A 14,701-nucleotide genomic window follows, 5' to 3' on the forward strand; every position below is an offset into this window, starting at 1 on the left:
CCGGCCAAAGCGCCTTTTCGCGCCCTCGCCCCCTCGATCAACTCAAACTGCTAACAGCCCGCCGACCCCTCTGCAATCCGTTCACAAGACTTCCGGCATCATGAAGAGGTCGGTCACCGGCGCTTCCGATCCGGTCGCCGTCAGCATCGCATGAACCTGACCGCGGTGATGGGTCTGGTGGTTGAAGAAATGCGGCACCAAAATCGACATGGGCTGGGTATTCTCCCTGCCCGTCAGCCCCGAGAACCACGTCAGATCGCCCGCCAGATCGACATTGTGCAGATGCGCCGCCCAAAGCGAGATGCGCCCGTCCAGCTGGAACCGTTCGGCACTCCACGCCGCGAGCGTCGGAAACTGCCCGAGCGCCTCCTTCGCCGTGTAGTCGGGTTTCTCGCCGCCGTCGAAACGCGACATCCAGATCTTGTCGGCCCAGCACAGGTGGTTCAGCGTCCCAAGGATCGAGCCGAAAAAGGCCTTACGGTTGCGCGTAAGTTCCTTGAAATCGAGCGCCCCCAGCAGGGTTTCGAGCTGCCTGTTCTGCCAGCGATTGTAACGCGCGAAAGTCACGCAATACCGGGTATCGATCATCCCTGGTATCCTCCGTCGAACCGGATGAAATATCGCGAAAAATATTGTCAGCTTTGGAAAACGCTTACAAATAAAAACGTTAACCGGAGTGTGTTATGCTGCCTTGCAGAATATGTAACACCTGCATGACAATCACACCTTGTCTTACGGTGTGATCGGCTTAAACAAAATTGCATGATCGAAACTCTGAACATCATCGCGGCGATGCTGACCATCGGATTTGGCCTCTTCGGCCTGATATCGCCCAATTACACCGCGTCGGTGCTTGATCTGACCCCGCGCGGCAGCACCATGGGCTATTCCGAGCTTCGCGCCTCGACCGGCGGCCTGTTTGTCGTGGCGGGGATCGCCGCGCTCTGGCTCTCTGCGCCGATCGCCTACGCGATGCTGGGTTTCGTCTATGCCGGGGCGGCGCTCGGGCGGCTTGTGTCGCTGCTTTTCGATCATCCGCCGGTGAAAAAGGTCATGGCCTATGGCGGGATCGAGGCGGCGCTTGCGCTATGGCTGATCTGGGCCAATCTCAGCTTTTAGGCCGATGCTGCGCTGCGGCGGTGTACAGGGGGTGCACAGATGCTGTACGGCCCGTGCATCGCGTACACCCCGTTATTTTAATCATTTTTCCCACCGCGCGTTGCCCCCGACACAGATTGACGATTGAAACCGCGCGGCCCCCGTCCTATATGAGATCTGTCCTTCGGGACTATGGACATAAACGCGCTCGTAATAAGCGGATCGGACCCGGGGGCGGTACCCGGCGGCTCCACCAAACATCCTTCATTTGGGGATCATGGGGCCGAAACAGGATCGACGAACGTCTAAAGGGGTTAGCTTTGTCCCGGCTGTCTGCCACCGTTATCGGCGAAACAAGTACAATTGCAAATGACAATCGTGCTCCGGTCGCCGTTGCTGCGTAAGCAGTAACAAGACCGAAACTTAAGCCCTTGCGCCTAGCAGCGTAAGGCGGGGTTCGCAGGCGCCTGGCAACAGAAGCCTGCACTTCCCTTTCCACTCGGTAACCTGCTGTTTCTGAATACTTTTCATTTTACAGTTTTCCATGGTTTTACAATTTCGGCAGATTGGCGTTCACGAATTGCCCTCAAGACGGCTTGACCGCCTGCTTTTCGATCCGCGTGTCGGCAATACCTTTCGACCATAGGCACAGACATTCCGACCATGTCCGAGATCTGCCCATGGCTGTAGCTTTCCTGACGCAGCCTGATGACAGCGTTCGCGCGCAGTCCATGCCAAACAGCGCCGGAGAGCACTTCGTTCTGTTCTCGCACCCGATTGAAAACCTTCCACAGTCCATTGGTCGTAAAGGGTTTTCCAGCGTTTCGACCGTTCTCCTGTAGCAAGTACGGCCCCGGGCGTTTATCCCAAGTTTCCATTTCCGATTGCAGCTCAGAGAAGATTGGGCACCACGGCCGAGCGCCACTTTTCTTTTGGCGCAAGCTGAAGCCGCCATCATCGATGCTGTGCGGCCCCAATCTGATTATGTCGCTTTCGCGTTGCCCAGTGAATCGAGCCAAGTAGAAGGCTCGGCGCAACATCCCGGTGAAATGCGCCTCTGCCCATTCCAGTTGCTCTTGGGTCCAAGGCTTGTGCCCCTCGCCCTTCTGATAATGTTGCACGCCCCGCGTTGGATCACGATCCAGTAATTCGCGCGGCCCGGACGCCCACTTGCACATAGCCTTGAGCGCATCGAGTGTATTGTTAGCTGCGCCTGGCCGTTCAATCCCGATTTTCTCAATGAGCGCCTGAACATGCTTAGGACGCAGATTATTAATGGGTAGATCGCCCCAAGATTGCTCCACAACGCCAAGATAGCGGCGATACTGATCTTGAGTTCCAGCCGACAACTTGCGCGGCAGACCCGGCCAAGCAGCGATGTAGGCCGCTATTACTGCGCCGACTGTGTCCGCGACCACAACTCCGGAAAGACCTTGAGCTTGTCGGACAGCTACCCAGAATTCTGGTTTCGTCGGATCATTGGGCAAGGAAATTCGGTCGCCTTCGTGGGCCGTCCCCCTACCCTCTTGATAATAAAAATACTCTCGGCCGCGCGATGTAACGCGGTGAACGTGCCGAGGAAGTGAGACTTTAGCGGCCATCATTCAACGCCGACAGAAAAGGGTCGACCTCCTGATCGGATTGCGGCTTGAGAGATGCATCGACTAGCGCCCAGCACCAGCGAACAGAGCCGCCCCGCTTGATTGGTTTCGGCAGAATGCCGCGCTTGACCCAATCATCGACAGTGCTTTCGCTGATATCGAGTTCCGCCGCCAAAGTAGCCTTCGACGGATAGCTCGGTGGACGGTCACCCTTTATCTCTCGGAGTTGCGCCATTACTCGGCCTTCATTTCCCGCATAGCTTCGAGTGCATCGAGACCGAGCTTTGATAGGAACGGATAAAAGAGCATTTCCAGATCGACGGCATCCAGCGACGTGCGAATGCTTTCCAACGGCTCTTTTCCGGAAAAGTGCCTTACCTGACATGCCATCGGATTTTCTCGATTGATCATGAAAAGCGTAAGTCCTTCCCGGAAGAGATGGCCCGCCTTTCTATTGTGTGTCGCACCCATTTCACCGGCGATATCGCCCTGATGAGCAAAATTAATTGCCGCTTCGCACGCATCAGGAACGGTAAGACCTCGCTTGTTCAATTCAACCGCCAATGGCAGTTGCAAAGTCGTTCTTGCGGACAGATTTACCCCACCTCCCCGCCCGACCTTTTCGCGATCTGCTGATGTGAGGACGAGCTCGCCTCGCTTGATCCACTTCGAGACAGTGTCGTGCTTACGTCCGGCGGCAGTTGCTGCCAGAGGCAAACCGAAGTGCATTTCGAAAAAGGCCATAACATCGTCTCCAATCATTTATTCGGAACTTATTCCGATAAAATGATTCCCGTCAAGACGTTTGAGCAATCTAAGTTGCAGAAATCATTGTCCTCATCTCCGCCCAAAGCTCATGTTCCCTTTCGGGAAGCCCCAAAGCGCCCCAACTGCTGAAGGCGATTATCTTGGCGGCAAGGTCGGCCATGTTTGCCGAAGGAACGGCAAGCATTTGACGTTCGATTGCTGCCATTTGCTTAACTGCCATATCGCAGTCTTCCTCAGAAACGCCGTTCGCTTCAATCAGTGCCTGCTCCCACTGACGAAACAGCCGGATTACAGGTGTTGGTGTCTTCGCCGATATCGGGACAGGCAACGACCACGATGCGCCCGTTGCCGGAAGCCCAATGATGAATAGCCGTCGAGTTACGTTTCTATCATCCGAAAGCCGCAAAGGATACCGCCGAACATACGACGTTTTGGGATCATAGATCCAATTTAGATTGATGCGATACTTCCGAGCGATACGGGCAATCCAGAAGTTGATCGGCAAGCCGGTATCGCTCGCCCAAAGGCGTCTTTTGGTCATTGTCAGGTTCTCCTGATTAAGCTACACATTTATTGCAACGCTGCACTATTAGCGCATGTTGCACTAATAGTGCAAGGTTTAAAAATGACTCCCTCTCAATGTCGTGCGGCTCGCGCACTGGTAGCAATGTCACAAGATCGGTTGGCCCAGACTGCTGGCGTGGCAAAACGCACCATTGCTAGCTTTGAGAAAGAAGAGCGACAGCCCTATGATAGAACAATTGCAGCTTTGCGTTCCGCTCTAGAAAGCGCCGGAGTCGAGTTCATCTCTGAAAATGGGAGCGGACCTGGAGTCAGGCTGAAAAATAAGGACATTTAAGGATGACTGTAAAACACCTATCAGTAGATGACGTAATCCGTGTCGCAACTTGTGGAGGCGGGCTTAAACTTAATTGCCAAAGCTTCTTTGTCGGAGACTTAATTCGGATAGCTACCGTCGCTAAATCAAAAAATGCGGTACTGACTCTAGAGAATAGCGCGGCGCTAACTGTCGATGACATGTTAAGATTGGCAACAGCAGGCAGTGGGGTTGTTATATTTGAGTAACATCAAACGAATTGCCCGCTCATCGTTTCTAATCAGCGCGGAAGCGCCCTCTGTTCTATCGAACTAACGGGTACAAATTTCGTAAAAAAAACCGGCTGCAGACACAGGGCTCAAATGAGAGAAAAGGCATGAGCTCATTTTACCCAAACACCGTTTCGGAATGGATAGCCTTGTTCGCGGTACTTGTTCCACTGATCACTTGGTCGGTGTCTGGCGCTTTCAGCGCCTTAACATACCGTCGAGATCAAATCCGACTTAGCTGGCTTCGTCTGTCAGAGCTAACCATCATACTCTACAATAAAAACCATGAGCACGGTGCCTTAGCCCAACTTGCGGCAGTAAGAGAATTGGACAATTTGAAGGTGGGAAGTGCAGACAAAGTAGTGATAGCAGATGCTGCTCTATCTTACTGGGACGGCAAGGCTACTCCTACGCTTGTTTCCGCTTTAAAAGAAGTCAAGTGTCGGCATAGCGTTTCATGTATAAGTCGATTTACAAAAAGGTCCTAGCCATAACCCAATACGCGCCGCGTCTCCGATTGGAGTTTGAGACCGCGCGCTGTCGGGGTTGTTACGGCACTCACCGACTAATCCGAGGTTCTTCCGGGTTGAAGCGCCTAAAAAGCACCCGAGGCGAACTCAGCCTATTCCTTCCAATCCACCATGCGCATTGCCCCGGACAGAGCTTCTGGGGCAATGTCCGCTTCTTTGGCCTCGACCATAGTCTTGACTATTGCGGACAATGCCCTGGCACGGCCGCCAGCGTCGAAGGCTTGCAACGGCCGGATGGTATCGATCTCGATTGTGTTCCCGAGCTTCGCCGTCGCTTCCTCGGCCAGCAATGCTGCAATAGGTTGTAAGGTCCAGATCGCGAGCTGGCGTTGTGCTTCCCTGACCACCGGACCAGTAGAGGCCCGGTTAGCAAGTGAAGGTAGGACGCCATAGGCCATGAGAATTCCCTCGCGGGCCGCTGCCAGCGTCTCGACCGTCATGCTTCTGGACAGATCCGGCGACAGTTGATCCGGCTTCTGGCCGATCTGGGGATTCATACCAGCGGCGGTCGCTTGCGCGACGCCCTCAATGACCAGTGTCGCCCCTCGATTCCCTTTGATTGCCCCCCGTATCGAGGCCATGTCATCGGCCCCAGTATCTGGCACAGGCACGATCTGCGAACCAAGCGGCGCATTCTCGAACGTCTCGCTGAGAGCTGCCTCGACCGCGTGAAGCATGGCGCCGGTAAGGCTCGACCGGCGCAAAGGCGCGGTGCCGATCCACGGTGTCAGGTGATCCGACCCTATCCGCAAATGCAGCACCTCGGCCGACAACGCTGTGACCGTTCGCCCTCCGCCAGCCTCGGGGATGGACAGACGATACGCACGCGGCTTGCCATCGCGGGTTGTCACGTCCCAGTCCGTCGCCGGGACAAGCCCCAGATCGGTGATCAGATACACTGCCTCGCCATTCAAGGCGGCGGCGCGGGCGATCATCGCCATGTTCTGCCGAGTCAGCAGGTCAGTGCCGATCACATCTGCCATTGCAAAGCCGCCTTCCCAATGGCTCACGCAGCTCTGCACCGTCGCGGTCAACTCGGCCACGCCGCGGCGGCCGCTGATGTAGCTATCGCGCGCCGCCATGACTTGGGCGGTGTAACCTTGGCCGCTCGACCTTGCCTCGATCGGGCGCAACTTGTTCATGATCCATCCAAGCATGATCACCTCCACCGAAAAGTTGCAGGACGGCTCGCCACACGTTGAGCTACAGCGCCGAGCGGCTGCCAGCTCCGAGCCTCGATCTGTGCTTCGGGGTATGCGGGCCGCGTGACGGCCGAAAGCTCGTAGAGCAGCGCATCGTGAACCGTTCGGATGAGCGCCATCCCCAAGGAAGGATCTTCTTCCTCGACCGTTTCCGCGTTGGGTGAAACGCGTTCGGGTGGGATTCGGAAACCGGGAGAAAGCCCCAAGATAAGCCCGGCATTCAGCCCAGACAGAAAGTCATTCACATAGTTCGCGCGTTGCAGCTCTACCGTGATGACAGCGGTGAACGCCAAAGCGTCGTCACTGTCCGTCAGATCCAGCGTCCCAGCTTTCCGGGATGCAAGCGGCCGGTCATAGTCGTGACCCACCAGAAAATGAATATCTTCCTCGGGCCGCTCTACGCGATAGCGAAACCCTCTCGGGCCGATCCGTTCCTTCTTGGGACGGCCGCGTCGGCCGCCATCGGTCAGCACTGCCGGTTGCCCGTATGGGAAACGGCCGGAGATGGTGACGTTGCCGCCACCATCCTTTCGCAGCTCAAGGCCGCCAGAGTGAGCGCCCCAGAGCATCAGCCCAGTTCCAGACCGGTCAGCAGTTCAAGTTGGGCGGGGCGCGCAACTGTCACGTCCATCGTCGCCAGAGCCGTGATGCGAAGGCCACCGGATTGCGCATCGCTGTACGGGTCTCGGATCATGTCGATTGCGCCCCAGTTGCCGACATAGATCGGTGCCACGCCGCCGGCCGAAGTCGTCAGCAGAGCAGAACAAGCCAGCGGATCGCCAACCGGCTCTGCCAAAGCGTTGTTCGTCATGGCTATGTTCGACGCCGGGATGTTCTTTACAAGGCGATCCCATTCCGAAAACGCCGTGCCGGACAGGACATTGTCGTCCAAGAAGTCCCACATCTCGGGCCGCATAAGCAACTTGATCATGTCGGACGACGCGGCTGCGTTCGAGGTCATGAACCGGACCACACCTGACCGGATGACTGCCCACCGAGCCAGATCATCTACGGCCGTTGCGGTAATGCCGTAAGTCGCCGCACCAGTGATAACGCCAAGCGGTTGACCGTTGGCACCGGTGCCGAGGAACACGGCCTGATCCATGGCCATACCCATGGCCCCGCTCATGTCGCGCCGAACGGCTTGTTCGAGCGCTGCACCGGACTGCTTCAGCGTCTTGCGCGTGATCCGCATCTGAATGCCGAGATTGTGGTCCGGCGACATGGCGCGATCCGTGGTCGCATAGGTGGTTGGCCCTGCCACGTTTGCGGTCTCGCCATCGGCCCAGCCTGCCGTGACAGCCGAGGTGGTCACCGGCCATTCAACTGCCCCTGTATCGATGCTGATCATCTGCGCGCCCATCCGAGAGGCTACGCTGTCCGGAAACAGCCGGTCGATGATCGGTCGGGTTTGGATTGGGTTCGGGGTTCCGGCCGCGACCGTTTCCCCGGCCCGCACTTCAAGCGCCTGCCACGGCACCGGAATGCCCCGGAAACCGCCTGCGCTGCGCAGCTCGGTGACGATTTCGGCCGTTTGTCCGTCGAGTTGGCGGCCTTCATCGAGGGCCAGCGCGACCTGGCGCATCTCGAAACCGGCCATAAGATCAGCCCATTCCTGAGACGAGCGGGTCTCCAGCTCGTTTCCGGCGTCTCGCCGCTCGGTATCTTCTGCGATCAAGGCCGCGCGATACCGGGTTTCATTCGAGCGATACTCAAAATCGAGCTGCTCCATATTGCGCAGTTCTTCCTCGGACGGGTTTTCCTTTCCCGCCAGCTCGGCAAGGTTCTGGCGGATTTCGCTTTGCCGCCGTGCGATCTTCACTGAATCCAGCATGTGTTACTCCGTTACTGGTGTTGAATTGTCCGTAGCCAGTTCAGCCACGGCATCGTCCCAAGCGCGCCGCTCGGGGGATTTCGGTTTGTGCCCGCATTCGATGCGCGTCTTTCGCGCGTGACAGGGGCCGCAAAGGGTTTGCAGGTTCCGGGGATCGAACGACAATTCGGGATGCGTTCTCACCGGCTTGATGTGATCGACCTCGAGTCGCCGCCGTTCGCCGCAGCGCCGACACTTCCATTCGTCGCGTTCAAGGATTTCATGCCTCAGCACCTGCCAGCGCTTCGTTGACGTGACTTTCCGAGAGTGCCGGGCGTGTTCTTTTCTCAGACCCACATTGCCCTCGCTTTCCGCACCGGATTTGCTTTCATCCGAGCGCCCTGCGCGACAGCCAGAACAGACGCTGCCGCCGCATCGATGCGGCCGAGAGACCGGCCTTTCACCAATTTATGGTTCCCGGCGTCATCGATGATGGTGATCGCGTCCCCGAAGGCGAAGCGCAGCAGAAGGGACGGCCGCGCCTTGACGTGACCCTCGAACAGAGCGCGGCGGAAGCGTTCCACATCCTCGCTGCCGTCCTTCCAGCCGAAACCACGCCAGATAAAGGGAACGTGGCTCAGTCCCGCCGCCCTCAGCGTCTCGATGAACTCGGCTTCGCGGAAGCGGTCGCCGACGATGCACTCCGGCACGATGCCGTCGAGATGCGCCACGATCTGAGCCAGCCATGGGCCTGTCGGAACGGTGGCCGTGCCCATGACGGACAGCTCGCCCCGTTCCTGCATCTGGCAGTAGCGATCCGAGACGCCATCCGCGTCGCCGCGATCCGCTAGAGACGGCGTAGATGGGAAGGTTCCCAAGGCTTCGAGCCTTCCGGTTTCGGGCCAATAGAACGCTGCTGCCGACATGCTGCGCGATCCGCCGAGATCCACGCCGAGAATGCACGGGCCGTCGCGCTCGGGAAGATCGTCCGATGACACTTCGGCCGCCATCCACTCGTCGACAGTAACCAGAACCGAACGATTGTCCGTCGAGACACGTTCGTTGCGGTTGAGGTTTCGGAAACTCGTGAGGGCAGAACCGCCACGGGCAATCGCCCGCTGTGCCTGTGACTGAAGCCATTCGGGGGTGGAGCCGATGCCCTGCGCCGATCCGGGGTTTGCCATCAGCAGGCTTTCCATGTCGTCGGCAGGCAGACCGAACGGCGGGCGATGCTCTTGAACGTAGGTTCCGGGGGGCGGCTCATCGAGCCAGCGAGAAAAGGTGTTGGCGTCGTCTGGGGCAGAGGTGGAAATGATCAGCGCCCGGCCGTCCCGTTTCCCAAGGCCGGAGAGGATTGCGTTTTCGAGGCTGTCGCCCTTCTCACGTTCCCACGCCGCGCGCTCATCCATGATTGCCAGTGTCGGAGCGCCGCCAAGAATGGACTTGCCATCGGCCGCGATCACGCGGGCAAGCCCGCCGCCGTTGCCCTCGAACTCGACTTCGAGCTTGGAGCCGCGCCGAATATAGAACAGGCCTTGGTCGGCCTCCGGCAAACCCTGAATGAAACCTAGAAGAAAGTTGAAGGCGATCTTTGCCTGATCCCGGTTTCGTGCAGCGATGATGATTTCGCGCTTGGGCTGGGGCTTCTCCTGTAGCGCCCCGACCAGCTCACCCAATGCAAGCCCAGCCGATAGGGCCGTTTTGGCATTGCCGCGCCCGATGGAAAGCACCCCGACCATGACTTTCTTGGCCAAAGCGCCTTTTACGAATTTCTTCTAGAAATCCGCCAGTTTCAGCGGTTTTCCGGCATTTTTGCCCTCGGGAATATGCAACAGAGCCAGAAACTGCCGGGCGCGTACTGTCTCCGATTTTCCCCCGATTTTTTCGAGGAGAGAGAAAGCAACAGTTGGTGGCGCGGTCCTGCCCCCCTTTGAGACGGGGGCATTGGGACCAGATCCGAAGAGGTCGGCCTGCCCTGTCTCTCTGTTCGTCCGCATCGCTTGTCCTCTCGCGCGTATCACTTCGTTCATCTGTCTCTCTGTGCCCTCTGCTTACTGGTGAGGGTTCGCTGTGACGGTCGGAAAGCGGGTTACCGTGGCAGGGGATGAAACCCCGCCTCCCGCCCCGACCGCCGCGATCTTGCCTGCTCACCGGAGCCGGGCCGCCGCTTAGGCCAGATCTGCCTTTCCCTCGGCTCGATCCGCTCTCCCATGTTCACCGCCTTGAGGGTGGCAGTGGGGCCTTAGGGCGTGGAGAGACCGCACGACGCGGAATAGCTGCCCTTGTGCTGTGGCCCGTTTCCCGGTAGCACTGTGATGCGTCATCCCCGGCTAACCCGTAAAAGCCAGATGCCGCACAGGCCCGCCGTGTCACCGGCGGGCTTACTTATTTCACCTCTCGATTAGTTCGACCTCCTGCTCGGGAGTGGTGCCCAGCTCGGACACGAGACGGCGCATGATCTGCGACTGCTTGGCAGACGGCCGCCACGCGGCTCGCTTCCCGTGCCTGGCAATCGACCGCACAAAGCCTTTGAGCCAATCGTCGGAGCTGTCGCCCATGACCCGGCGCATAACGAGCGGCCAGCGGTAGGTGAGGATCTCGTCAAGCTCTCGCTCGGTCATACCTGCACCCCCCGATACTTGGCCGCGATGCGCATAAGGTGCGGCGACATGGAATGAAGCCGTTTGTCAGGCTCTCCCCTGACCAAGAACAGCAAAGCCGCTTGATCCATGATCGCTTGCTGCAAGTCTCTCGGGATGGCCGTCACGTCATCGCCAAACCCGGCCAGATACTCGATGCTGATCCTCGACGGACGCAGATCGAAAAGCCCGTGCTTCCACTGGATGTAAGGCCGGTTCCCGCCCAGGAACTCGAAGTCGGTGTAGGCCTCGCCATCAATCGTCACAGTGGGTGTATTGCCGTCATCGGCGGGGCCGATAGGCAAGCGAAGCCCGACATCCAGCTTGGGATCGAAGATGGTGACCCGAATGGACTGAGTGAGCAGTGCCAGTTGGCCGATCTGCTCGATCTCGCTGGCCGCTGTCCAGGCGATATTTTCGATGACCGAATCTTGTTCGGTCTCGTCGTCTTCCAAGCGGAGAACTTGGCGCGTCAGCTCCAGATCAAACGGCGGGTTTTCGGAGACCGGATCTCGATGTGTCAGCATCTTCATAGGGCGATCTCCACTTCGGAGATATGCCGACGGAATGCCATCTGATCGGTGACTGGTAACGCCTCATAGGCCGCCAAGGCGTGGGCTTTCAGTTCTGATCTGCTGGCGAAGTTGGCCCACGACCGCGCGTCTTCCATGCCTCCGAAAAACGACGCAGACGGCGATCCTGCGCCACTGATTGCGGCATCAGCCGCAAGTTCCGCCTTTGACGGTGAAAGTGATTTTAGCGCGGCAAACGCTAAGGCTGCGCGCTCAGTCTCGCTCAGTCGAACGGTCGCGACGGCACTGAATGCGAACCATGCATCGAAGTCGCCAAGCGTAAGGCTGTAGCCCAGCATCTTCGACATGCGCTTGTGCGCCGTCTGCATGTGGTCGCCAAGCCGGAAACGCGTTTTACAGTGAAGTGCTTTGTTCTCCGCCCGTTCACCATTTGTCGTATTTTCGCTGTAAAACGCATGTCCTTGATAAGTTAAAGAACCTGCCGATTGCAGTGGAAGCCTGCACTTTCCTCCTCCACATTCCAGAAAGACACGGCAGGGATCGCTGCCAATTGCTCGCCCCGCCACAGACCTGTAACAAGGCGTTTCGAACAGATTCTGCTTTTAACGACTGCCGCTATGCTACTGAAATCCCTATAGTTGAATTTCTCCACAGACCGGCCTTTCGTTTCTCTCAGAATCTTCTATGTTTGAGTTACTTTGTTCAGGACACGCTCAATGGCGCACGGAATAGACTATGGAAACCTGATGCACACCGCGATGCGCGGACTGATAAAAACAGTCCTCGCCAAGGTGGCGGACCTCGGCGAACTGCCCGGCCAGCATCATTTTTTCATAACCTTCGACACGTCTCACCCGGATGCGGAACTGGCCGACTGGCTGGCCGATCGCTACCCCGGCGAGATGACTGTTGTCGTGCAGCACTGGTTCGACAATCTGGACGTGGGCGATGACGGATTCGCAGTGACGCTGAATTTCGGCAACCAGCCCGAACCGCTGTACATTCCCTATGACGCGATCAAGACGTTCGTCGATCCGTCAGTGGAATTCGGCCTGCGCTTTGAATCGCCCGAGGACGAGGAAATCGACGAGGACGATCTTCCGCCCGACCCGATCAATACCGATCATGCCCGTGAAAAACCTGAAGAATCCGAGAAGTCGGATGCCGAGATCGTCTCGCTCGACAGCTTCCGCAAGCACTGAATTTCGGCGTTCTACTGCCGTTTGAGATGCGTGCTGACCGCCGGTTTGGCGTCTTCGCTGTTCAGCCTGCTGAATTCAAGATCCAGCCCGCCCTCGGCCAGCGACCTGTCGAACTGCTGGATTTCATACCCCCCATCCGCCGTCACATAGAGTGAAAACACGGTCAGCGTGTCGTCGACGATCCGCGCCCAGACATAGGGAAGCCCCTTCATCGGGTCGAGCTGGACCTCGTGGCCAAAGACGTTCTTGGTCATCGCCGCCGCATAAACCCCGTCGCGATCGCTCGGTTGGAACTCGATGTGATAGGATTTCTGCGTGGCCTTATCGCTGCGAAACGTGGTCGAACTCCAGTCGATGGAAAAGCCTTCCTTGGTCTCGCGGATCGCAACACTCATGTCCCGGTCGACCAGGGAACCATCATAGGTCTCCACCTCGGCCGAGCCGGAATAGTCGCCTACAAACGGGGTGATAGCCGATTCCGCCATCGCAGCAGTGGCAAGGAATGCGGTCGCGAAACTGGCCAGCAGGCTTACGGCAATCGGGCGCATGTCGGGGATCCTGTTCTGGAAAGCCATCATAATCTTTCAACATAGATAGATTATGCACCGGTACAATGCCTGCAGGGCGGCCATTCTCCTGTACCCGATCACGTCTTGGCCATATGGTCTGGCCGAGCTCAGCAATTGCGTCACGGGCACCGTCCCGCTAAAGCGCAAGGCAAGACATGCAAGACGGAGAGAGAGATGTCCGATACCCGCACCGAAACCGACAGTTTTGGCCCGCTCGAAGTCCCGGCGGACAAGTACTGGGGTGCCCAGACCCAACGCTCGATCATGAATTTCCCGATCGGCTGGGAAAAACAGCCCGTACCGATCATCCGCGCCCTTGGCGTGGTGAAAAAAGCCTGCGCGATGGCGAACAAGGACTCCGGCGCACTTGATGCGAAACTGGCCGACGCGATCATCGCCGCCGCGGGCGAAGTCATCGACGGCAAGTTCGACGACAACTTTCCGCTCGTCGTCTGGCAGACCGGTTCGGGCACCCAGTCGAACATGAACGCGAACGAGGTGATCTCGAACCGCGCGATTGAAATGCTGGGTGGCAAGCTGGCCTCAAAAGATCCGGTTCACCCGAACGATCACTGCAACATGGGCCAGTCGTCGAACGACACCTTCCCCACCGCCATGCACGTGGCCATCGGGATGCAGGCCCGTGACGTGCTGCTCCCGGGGCTGAAAAAGCTGCACGAGGCGCTGGTCGCGAAATCGGAATCCTTCAAGGACATCATCAAGATCGGCCGCACCCATACGCAGGACGCGACCCCGCTCACGCTCGGACAGGAATTTTCCGGCTACGCCCATCAGGTCGCCAAGGGGATCGAACGGGTCGAGGCCTGCTTGCCCGACATCTACGAACTGGCGCAGGGCGGCACCGCCGTCGGCACCGGGCTGAACACGAAAAAGGGCTGGGGCGAAACCGTCGCCGCGAACATGGCCGAGATCACCGGCCTGCCCTTTGTCACCGCGCCCAACAAGTTCGAGGCACTGGCCGCCCATGACGCGATGGTCATGTTCTCGGGTGCGCTCAAGACGGTCGCCGCTTCTCTCTTCAAGATCGCCAACGACATCCGCCTGCTGGGTTCCGGCCCGCGTTCGGGTCTGGGCGAGCTGATCCTGCCCGAGAATGAGCCCGGCTCCTCGATCATGCCGGGTAAGGTCAACCCGACACAGGCCGAGGCGCTGACCATGGTCTGTGCCCATGTGATGGGCAATGACGCGGCTGTCGGCATGGCGGGTTCGCAAGGTCACTTTGAACTCAACGTCTACAACCCAATGATGAGCTATAACGTGCTGCAATCCATGCAGCTTCTGGGCGACAGCGCCTCGGCCTTCACCGACAACATGGTGGTCGGCATCAAAGCGAATGAGGCCCGCATTGAAAAGCTTATGAAGGAATCGCTGATGCTGGTCACGGCACTGGCCCCCACCATCGGCTATGACAATGCCACCAAGGTCGCCAAGACCGCGCATAAGAACGGAACGACCCTGCGCGAAGAAGCTATCGCGCTTGGCTTCGTGGACGAGGAAACCTTTGACCGCGTCGTCCGCCCCGAAGACATGATCGGTCCCAAGGACTGATCCCGGTCACATGACACATCACGGGCGGCCCCTTTGGCCGCCCGTTTTGATTCCCGCCCGCGCTTTCACC

17 protein-coding genes and 1 other RNA gene are annotated in these 14,701 nt (G+C 58.2%); 4 read left to right on the forward strand and 14 right to left on the reverse strand.

The features are described 5' to 3' along the window. Positions 1–81 precede the first annotated feature (81 nt). Entirely contained in the window at positions 82–588 is a 507-nt protein-coding gene (locus MF268_RS00105; protein WP_238368888.1) for a DinB family protein, read from the reverse strand. A gap of 174 nt (positions 589–762) precedes the next feature. On the opposite strand from MF268_RS00105, the gene MF268_RS00110 reads away from it, so the two are divergent. Both MF268_RS00110 and ssrA read left to right on the forward strand, forming a co-directional pair. Beyond that, positions 763–1,119 carry a DUF4345 family protein gene (locus MF268_RS00110; protein ID WP_238368889.1) on the forward strand — a complete coding sequence of 119 codons (357 nt, stop codon included), beginning with the start codon at positions 763–765 and terminating at the stop codon, positions 1,117–1,119. A 119-nt stretch (positions 1,120–1,238) separates the two neighbouring features. Further along, positions 1,239–1,586, forward strand: a transfer-messenger RNA (tmRNA) gene (gene ssrA / locus MF268_RS00115). Positions 1,587–1,625: 39 nt separating this feature from the next. Here the strand turns inward: ssrA and MF268_RS00120 are convergent. From MF268_RS00120 to MF268_RS00175, 12 genes are all read right to left on the reverse strand, one after another. Beyond that, positions 1,626–2,585 (reverse strand): tyrosine-type recombinase/integrase, encoded by a 960-nt coding sequence (locus MF268_RS00120; protein ID WP_238368890.1) that lies wholly within the window; start codon positions 2,583–2,585, stop codon positions 1,626–1,628. Positions 2,586–2,688: 103 nt separating this feature from the next. Further along, positions 2,689–2,934: a helix-turn-helix transcriptional regulator gene (locus MF268_RS00125; RefSeq protein ID WP_238368891.1), complete on the reverse strand. Its 246-nt coding sequence runs from the start codon at positions 2,932–2,934 to the stop codon at positions 2,689–2,691. Next, a complete protein-coding gene (locus MF268_RS00130; RefSeq protein ID WP_238368892.1) occupies positions 2,934–3,443 on the reverse strand; it encodes a hypothetical protein in 510 nt (169 codons plus the stop codon). The genes MF268_RS00125 and MF268_RS00130 overlap by 1 nt, the downstream gene beginning before the upstream one ends. Positions 3,444–3,513: 70 nt before the next feature. Then, positions 3,514–4,008, reverse strand: a complete 495-nt coding sequence (locus MF268_RS00135) for a hypothetical protein (protein WP_238368893.1) — start codon at positions 4,006–4,008, stop codon at positions 3,514–3,516. A 1,188-nt stretch (positions 4,009–5,196) separates the two neighbouring features. Further along, positions 5,197–6,261 carry a phage portal protein gene (locus MF268_RS00140; RefSeq protein WP_238368894.1) on the reverse strand — a complete coding sequence of 355 codons (1,065 nt, stop codon included), beginning with the start codon at positions 6,259–6,261 and terminating at the stop codon, positions 5,197–5,199. A gap of 2 nt (positions 6,262–6,263) precedes the next feature. Continuing rightward, positions 6,264–6,875 (reverse strand): HK97 family phage prohead protease, encoded by a 612-nt coding sequence (locus MF268_RS00145; RefSeq protein WP_238368895.1) that lies wholly within the window; start codon positions 6,873–6,875, stop codon positions 6,264–6,266. Continuing rightward, a complete protein-coding gene (locus tag MF268_RS00150; RefSeq protein ID WP_238368896.1) occupies positions 6,875–8,140 on the reverse strand; it encodes a phage major capsid protein in 1,266 nt (421 codons plus the stop codon). The genes MF268_RS00145 and MF268_RS00150 overlap by 1 nt, the downstream gene beginning before the upstream one ends. Before the next feature lie 3 nt (positions 8,141–8,143). After that, on the reverse strand, positions 8,144–8,476 hold the full coding sequence (locus MF268_RS00155) for an HNH endonuclease (RefSeq protein WP_238368897.1): 333 nt from the start codon (positions 8,474–8,476) through the stop codon (positions 8,144–8,146). Then, the gene (locus MF268_RS00160) at positions 8,467–9,873 is read right to left on the reverse strand and encodes a terminase large subunit domain-containing protein (protein WP_238368898.1); all 1,407 of its coding nucleotides are present in this window, start codon (positions 9,871–9,873) and stop codon (positions 8,467–8,469) included. The genes MF268_RS00155 and MF268_RS00160 overlap by 10 nt, the downstream gene beginning before the upstream one ends. Positions 9,874–10,509: 636 nt before the next feature. Continuing rightward, positions 10,510–10,740, reverse strand: a complete 231-nt coding sequence (locus MF268_RS00165; RefSeq protein ID WP_238368899.1) for a hypothetical protein — start codon at positions 10,738–10,740, stop codon at positions 10,510–10,512. Next, a complete protein-coding gene (locus tag MF268_RS00170) occupies positions 10,737–11,291 on the reverse strand; it encodes a head-tail connector protein (protein ID WP_238368900.1) in 555 nt (184 codons plus the stop codon). The genes MF268_RS00165 and MF268_RS00170 overlap by 4 nt, the downstream gene beginning before the upstream one ends. Then, positions 11,288–11,638 (reverse strand): hypothetical protein, encoded by a 351-nt coding sequence (locus tag MF268_RS00175; RefSeq protein WP_238368901.1) that lies wholly within the window; start codon positions 11,636–11,638, stop codon positions 11,288–11,290. The genes MF268_RS00170 and MF268_RS00175 overlap by 4 nt, the downstream gene beginning before the upstream one ends. Before the next feature lie 369 nt (positions 11,639–12,007). Between MF268_RS00175 and MF268_RS00180 the strand changes: the two genes are divergently transcribed. Further along, the gene (locus MF268_RS00180) at positions 12,008–12,493 is read left to right on the forward strand and encodes an SspB family protein (RefSeq protein ID WP_238368902.1); all 486 of its coding nucleotides are present in this window, start codon (positions 12,008–12,010) and stop codon (positions 12,491–12,493) included. 11 nt (positions 12,494–12,504) lie between these two features. Here the strand turns inward: MF268_RS00180 and MF268_RS00185 are convergent, their stop codons facing one another. Next, positions 12,505–13,041, reverse strand: coding sequence for a hypothetical protein (locus MF268_RS00185; RefSeq protein WP_238368903.1), 537 nt, complete (start codon positions 13,039–13,041; stop codon positions 12,505–12,507). A 195-nt stretch (positions 13,042–13,236) separates the two neighbouring features. Between MF268_RS00185 and fumC the strand changes: the two genes are divergently transcribed. Further along, the gene (gene fumC, locus MF268_RS00190; protein WP_238368904.1) at positions 13,237–14,631 is read left to right on the forward strand and encodes a class II fumarate hydratase; all 1,395 of its coding nucleotides are present in this window, start codon (positions 13,237–13,239) and stop codon (positions 14,629–14,631) included. Positions 14,632–14,701 lie beyond the last annotated feature (70 nt).

The sequence above is a fragment of the Heliomarina baculiformis genome (assembly GCF_019966545.1).
Lineage (GTDB): Bacteria > Pseudomonadota > Alphaproteobacteria > Rhodobacterales > Rhodobacteraceae > Heliomarina > Heliomarina baculiformis.

What these genes read in the sequence shown, in the direction of transcription:
- MF268_RS00125 (WP_238368891.1), bottom strand. Translation starts at nt 2,934, where the DNA reads ATGGCGCAACTCCGAGAGATAAAGGGTGACCGTCCACCGAGCTATCCG.
- MF268_RS00145 (WP_238368895.1), bottom strand. Translation starts at nt 6,875, where the DNA reads ATGCTCTGGGGCGCTCACTCTGGCGGCCTTGAGCTGCGAAAGGATGGT.
- MF268_RS00165 (WP_238368899.1), bottom strand. Translation starts at nt 10,740, where the DNA reads ATGACCGAGCGAGAGCTTGACGAGATCCTCACCTACCGCTGGCCGCTC.
- MF268_RS00105 (WP_238368888.1), bottom strand. Translation starts at nt 588, where the DNA reads ATGATCGATACCCGGTATTGCGTGACTTTCGCGCGTTACAATCGCTGG.
- MF268_RS00135 (WP_238368893.1), bottom strand. Translation starts at nt 4,008, where the DNA reads ATGACCAAAAGACGCCTTTGGGCGAGCGATACCGGCTTGCCGATCAAC.
- MF268_RS00110 (WP_238368889.1), top strand. Translation starts at nt 763, where the DNA reads ATGATCGAAACTCTGAACATCATCGCGGCGATGCTGACCATCGGATTT.
- MF268_RS00180 (WP_238368902.1), top strand. Translation starts at nt 12,008, where the DNA reads ATGGCGCACGGAATAGACTATGGAAACCTGATGCACACCGCGATGCGC.
- MF268_RS00140 (WP_238368894.1), bottom strand. Translation starts at nt 6,261, where the DNA reads ATGCTTGGATGGATCATGAACAAGTTGCGCCCGATCGAGGCAAGGTCG.
- MF268_RS00185 (WP_238368903.1), bottom strand. Translation starts at nt 13,041, where the DNA reads ATGCGCCCGATTGCCGTAAGCCTGCTGGCCAGTTTCGCGACCGCATTC.
- MF268_RS00150 (WP_238368896.1), bottom strand. Translation starts at nt 8,140, where the DNA reads ATGCTGGATTCAGTGAAGATCGCACGGCGGCAAAGCGAAATCCGCCAG.
- MF268_RS00175 (WP_238368901.1), bottom strand. Translation starts at nt 11,638, where the DNA reads ATGTCGAAGATGCTGGGCTACAGCCTTACGCTTGGCGACTTCGATGCA.
- fumC (WP_238368904.1), top strand. Translation starts at nt 13,237, where the DNA reads ATGTCCGATACCCGCACCGAAACCGACAGTTTTGGCCCGCTCGAAGTC.
- MF268_RS00170 (WP_238368900.1), bottom strand. Translation starts at nt 11,291, where the DNA reads ATGAAGATGCTGACACATCGAGATCCGGTCTCCGAAAACCCGCCGTTT.
- MF268_RS00130 (WP_238368892.1), bottom strand. Translation starts at nt 3,443, where the DNA reads ATGGCCTTTTTCGAAATGCACTTCGGTTTGCCTCTGGCAGCAACTGCC.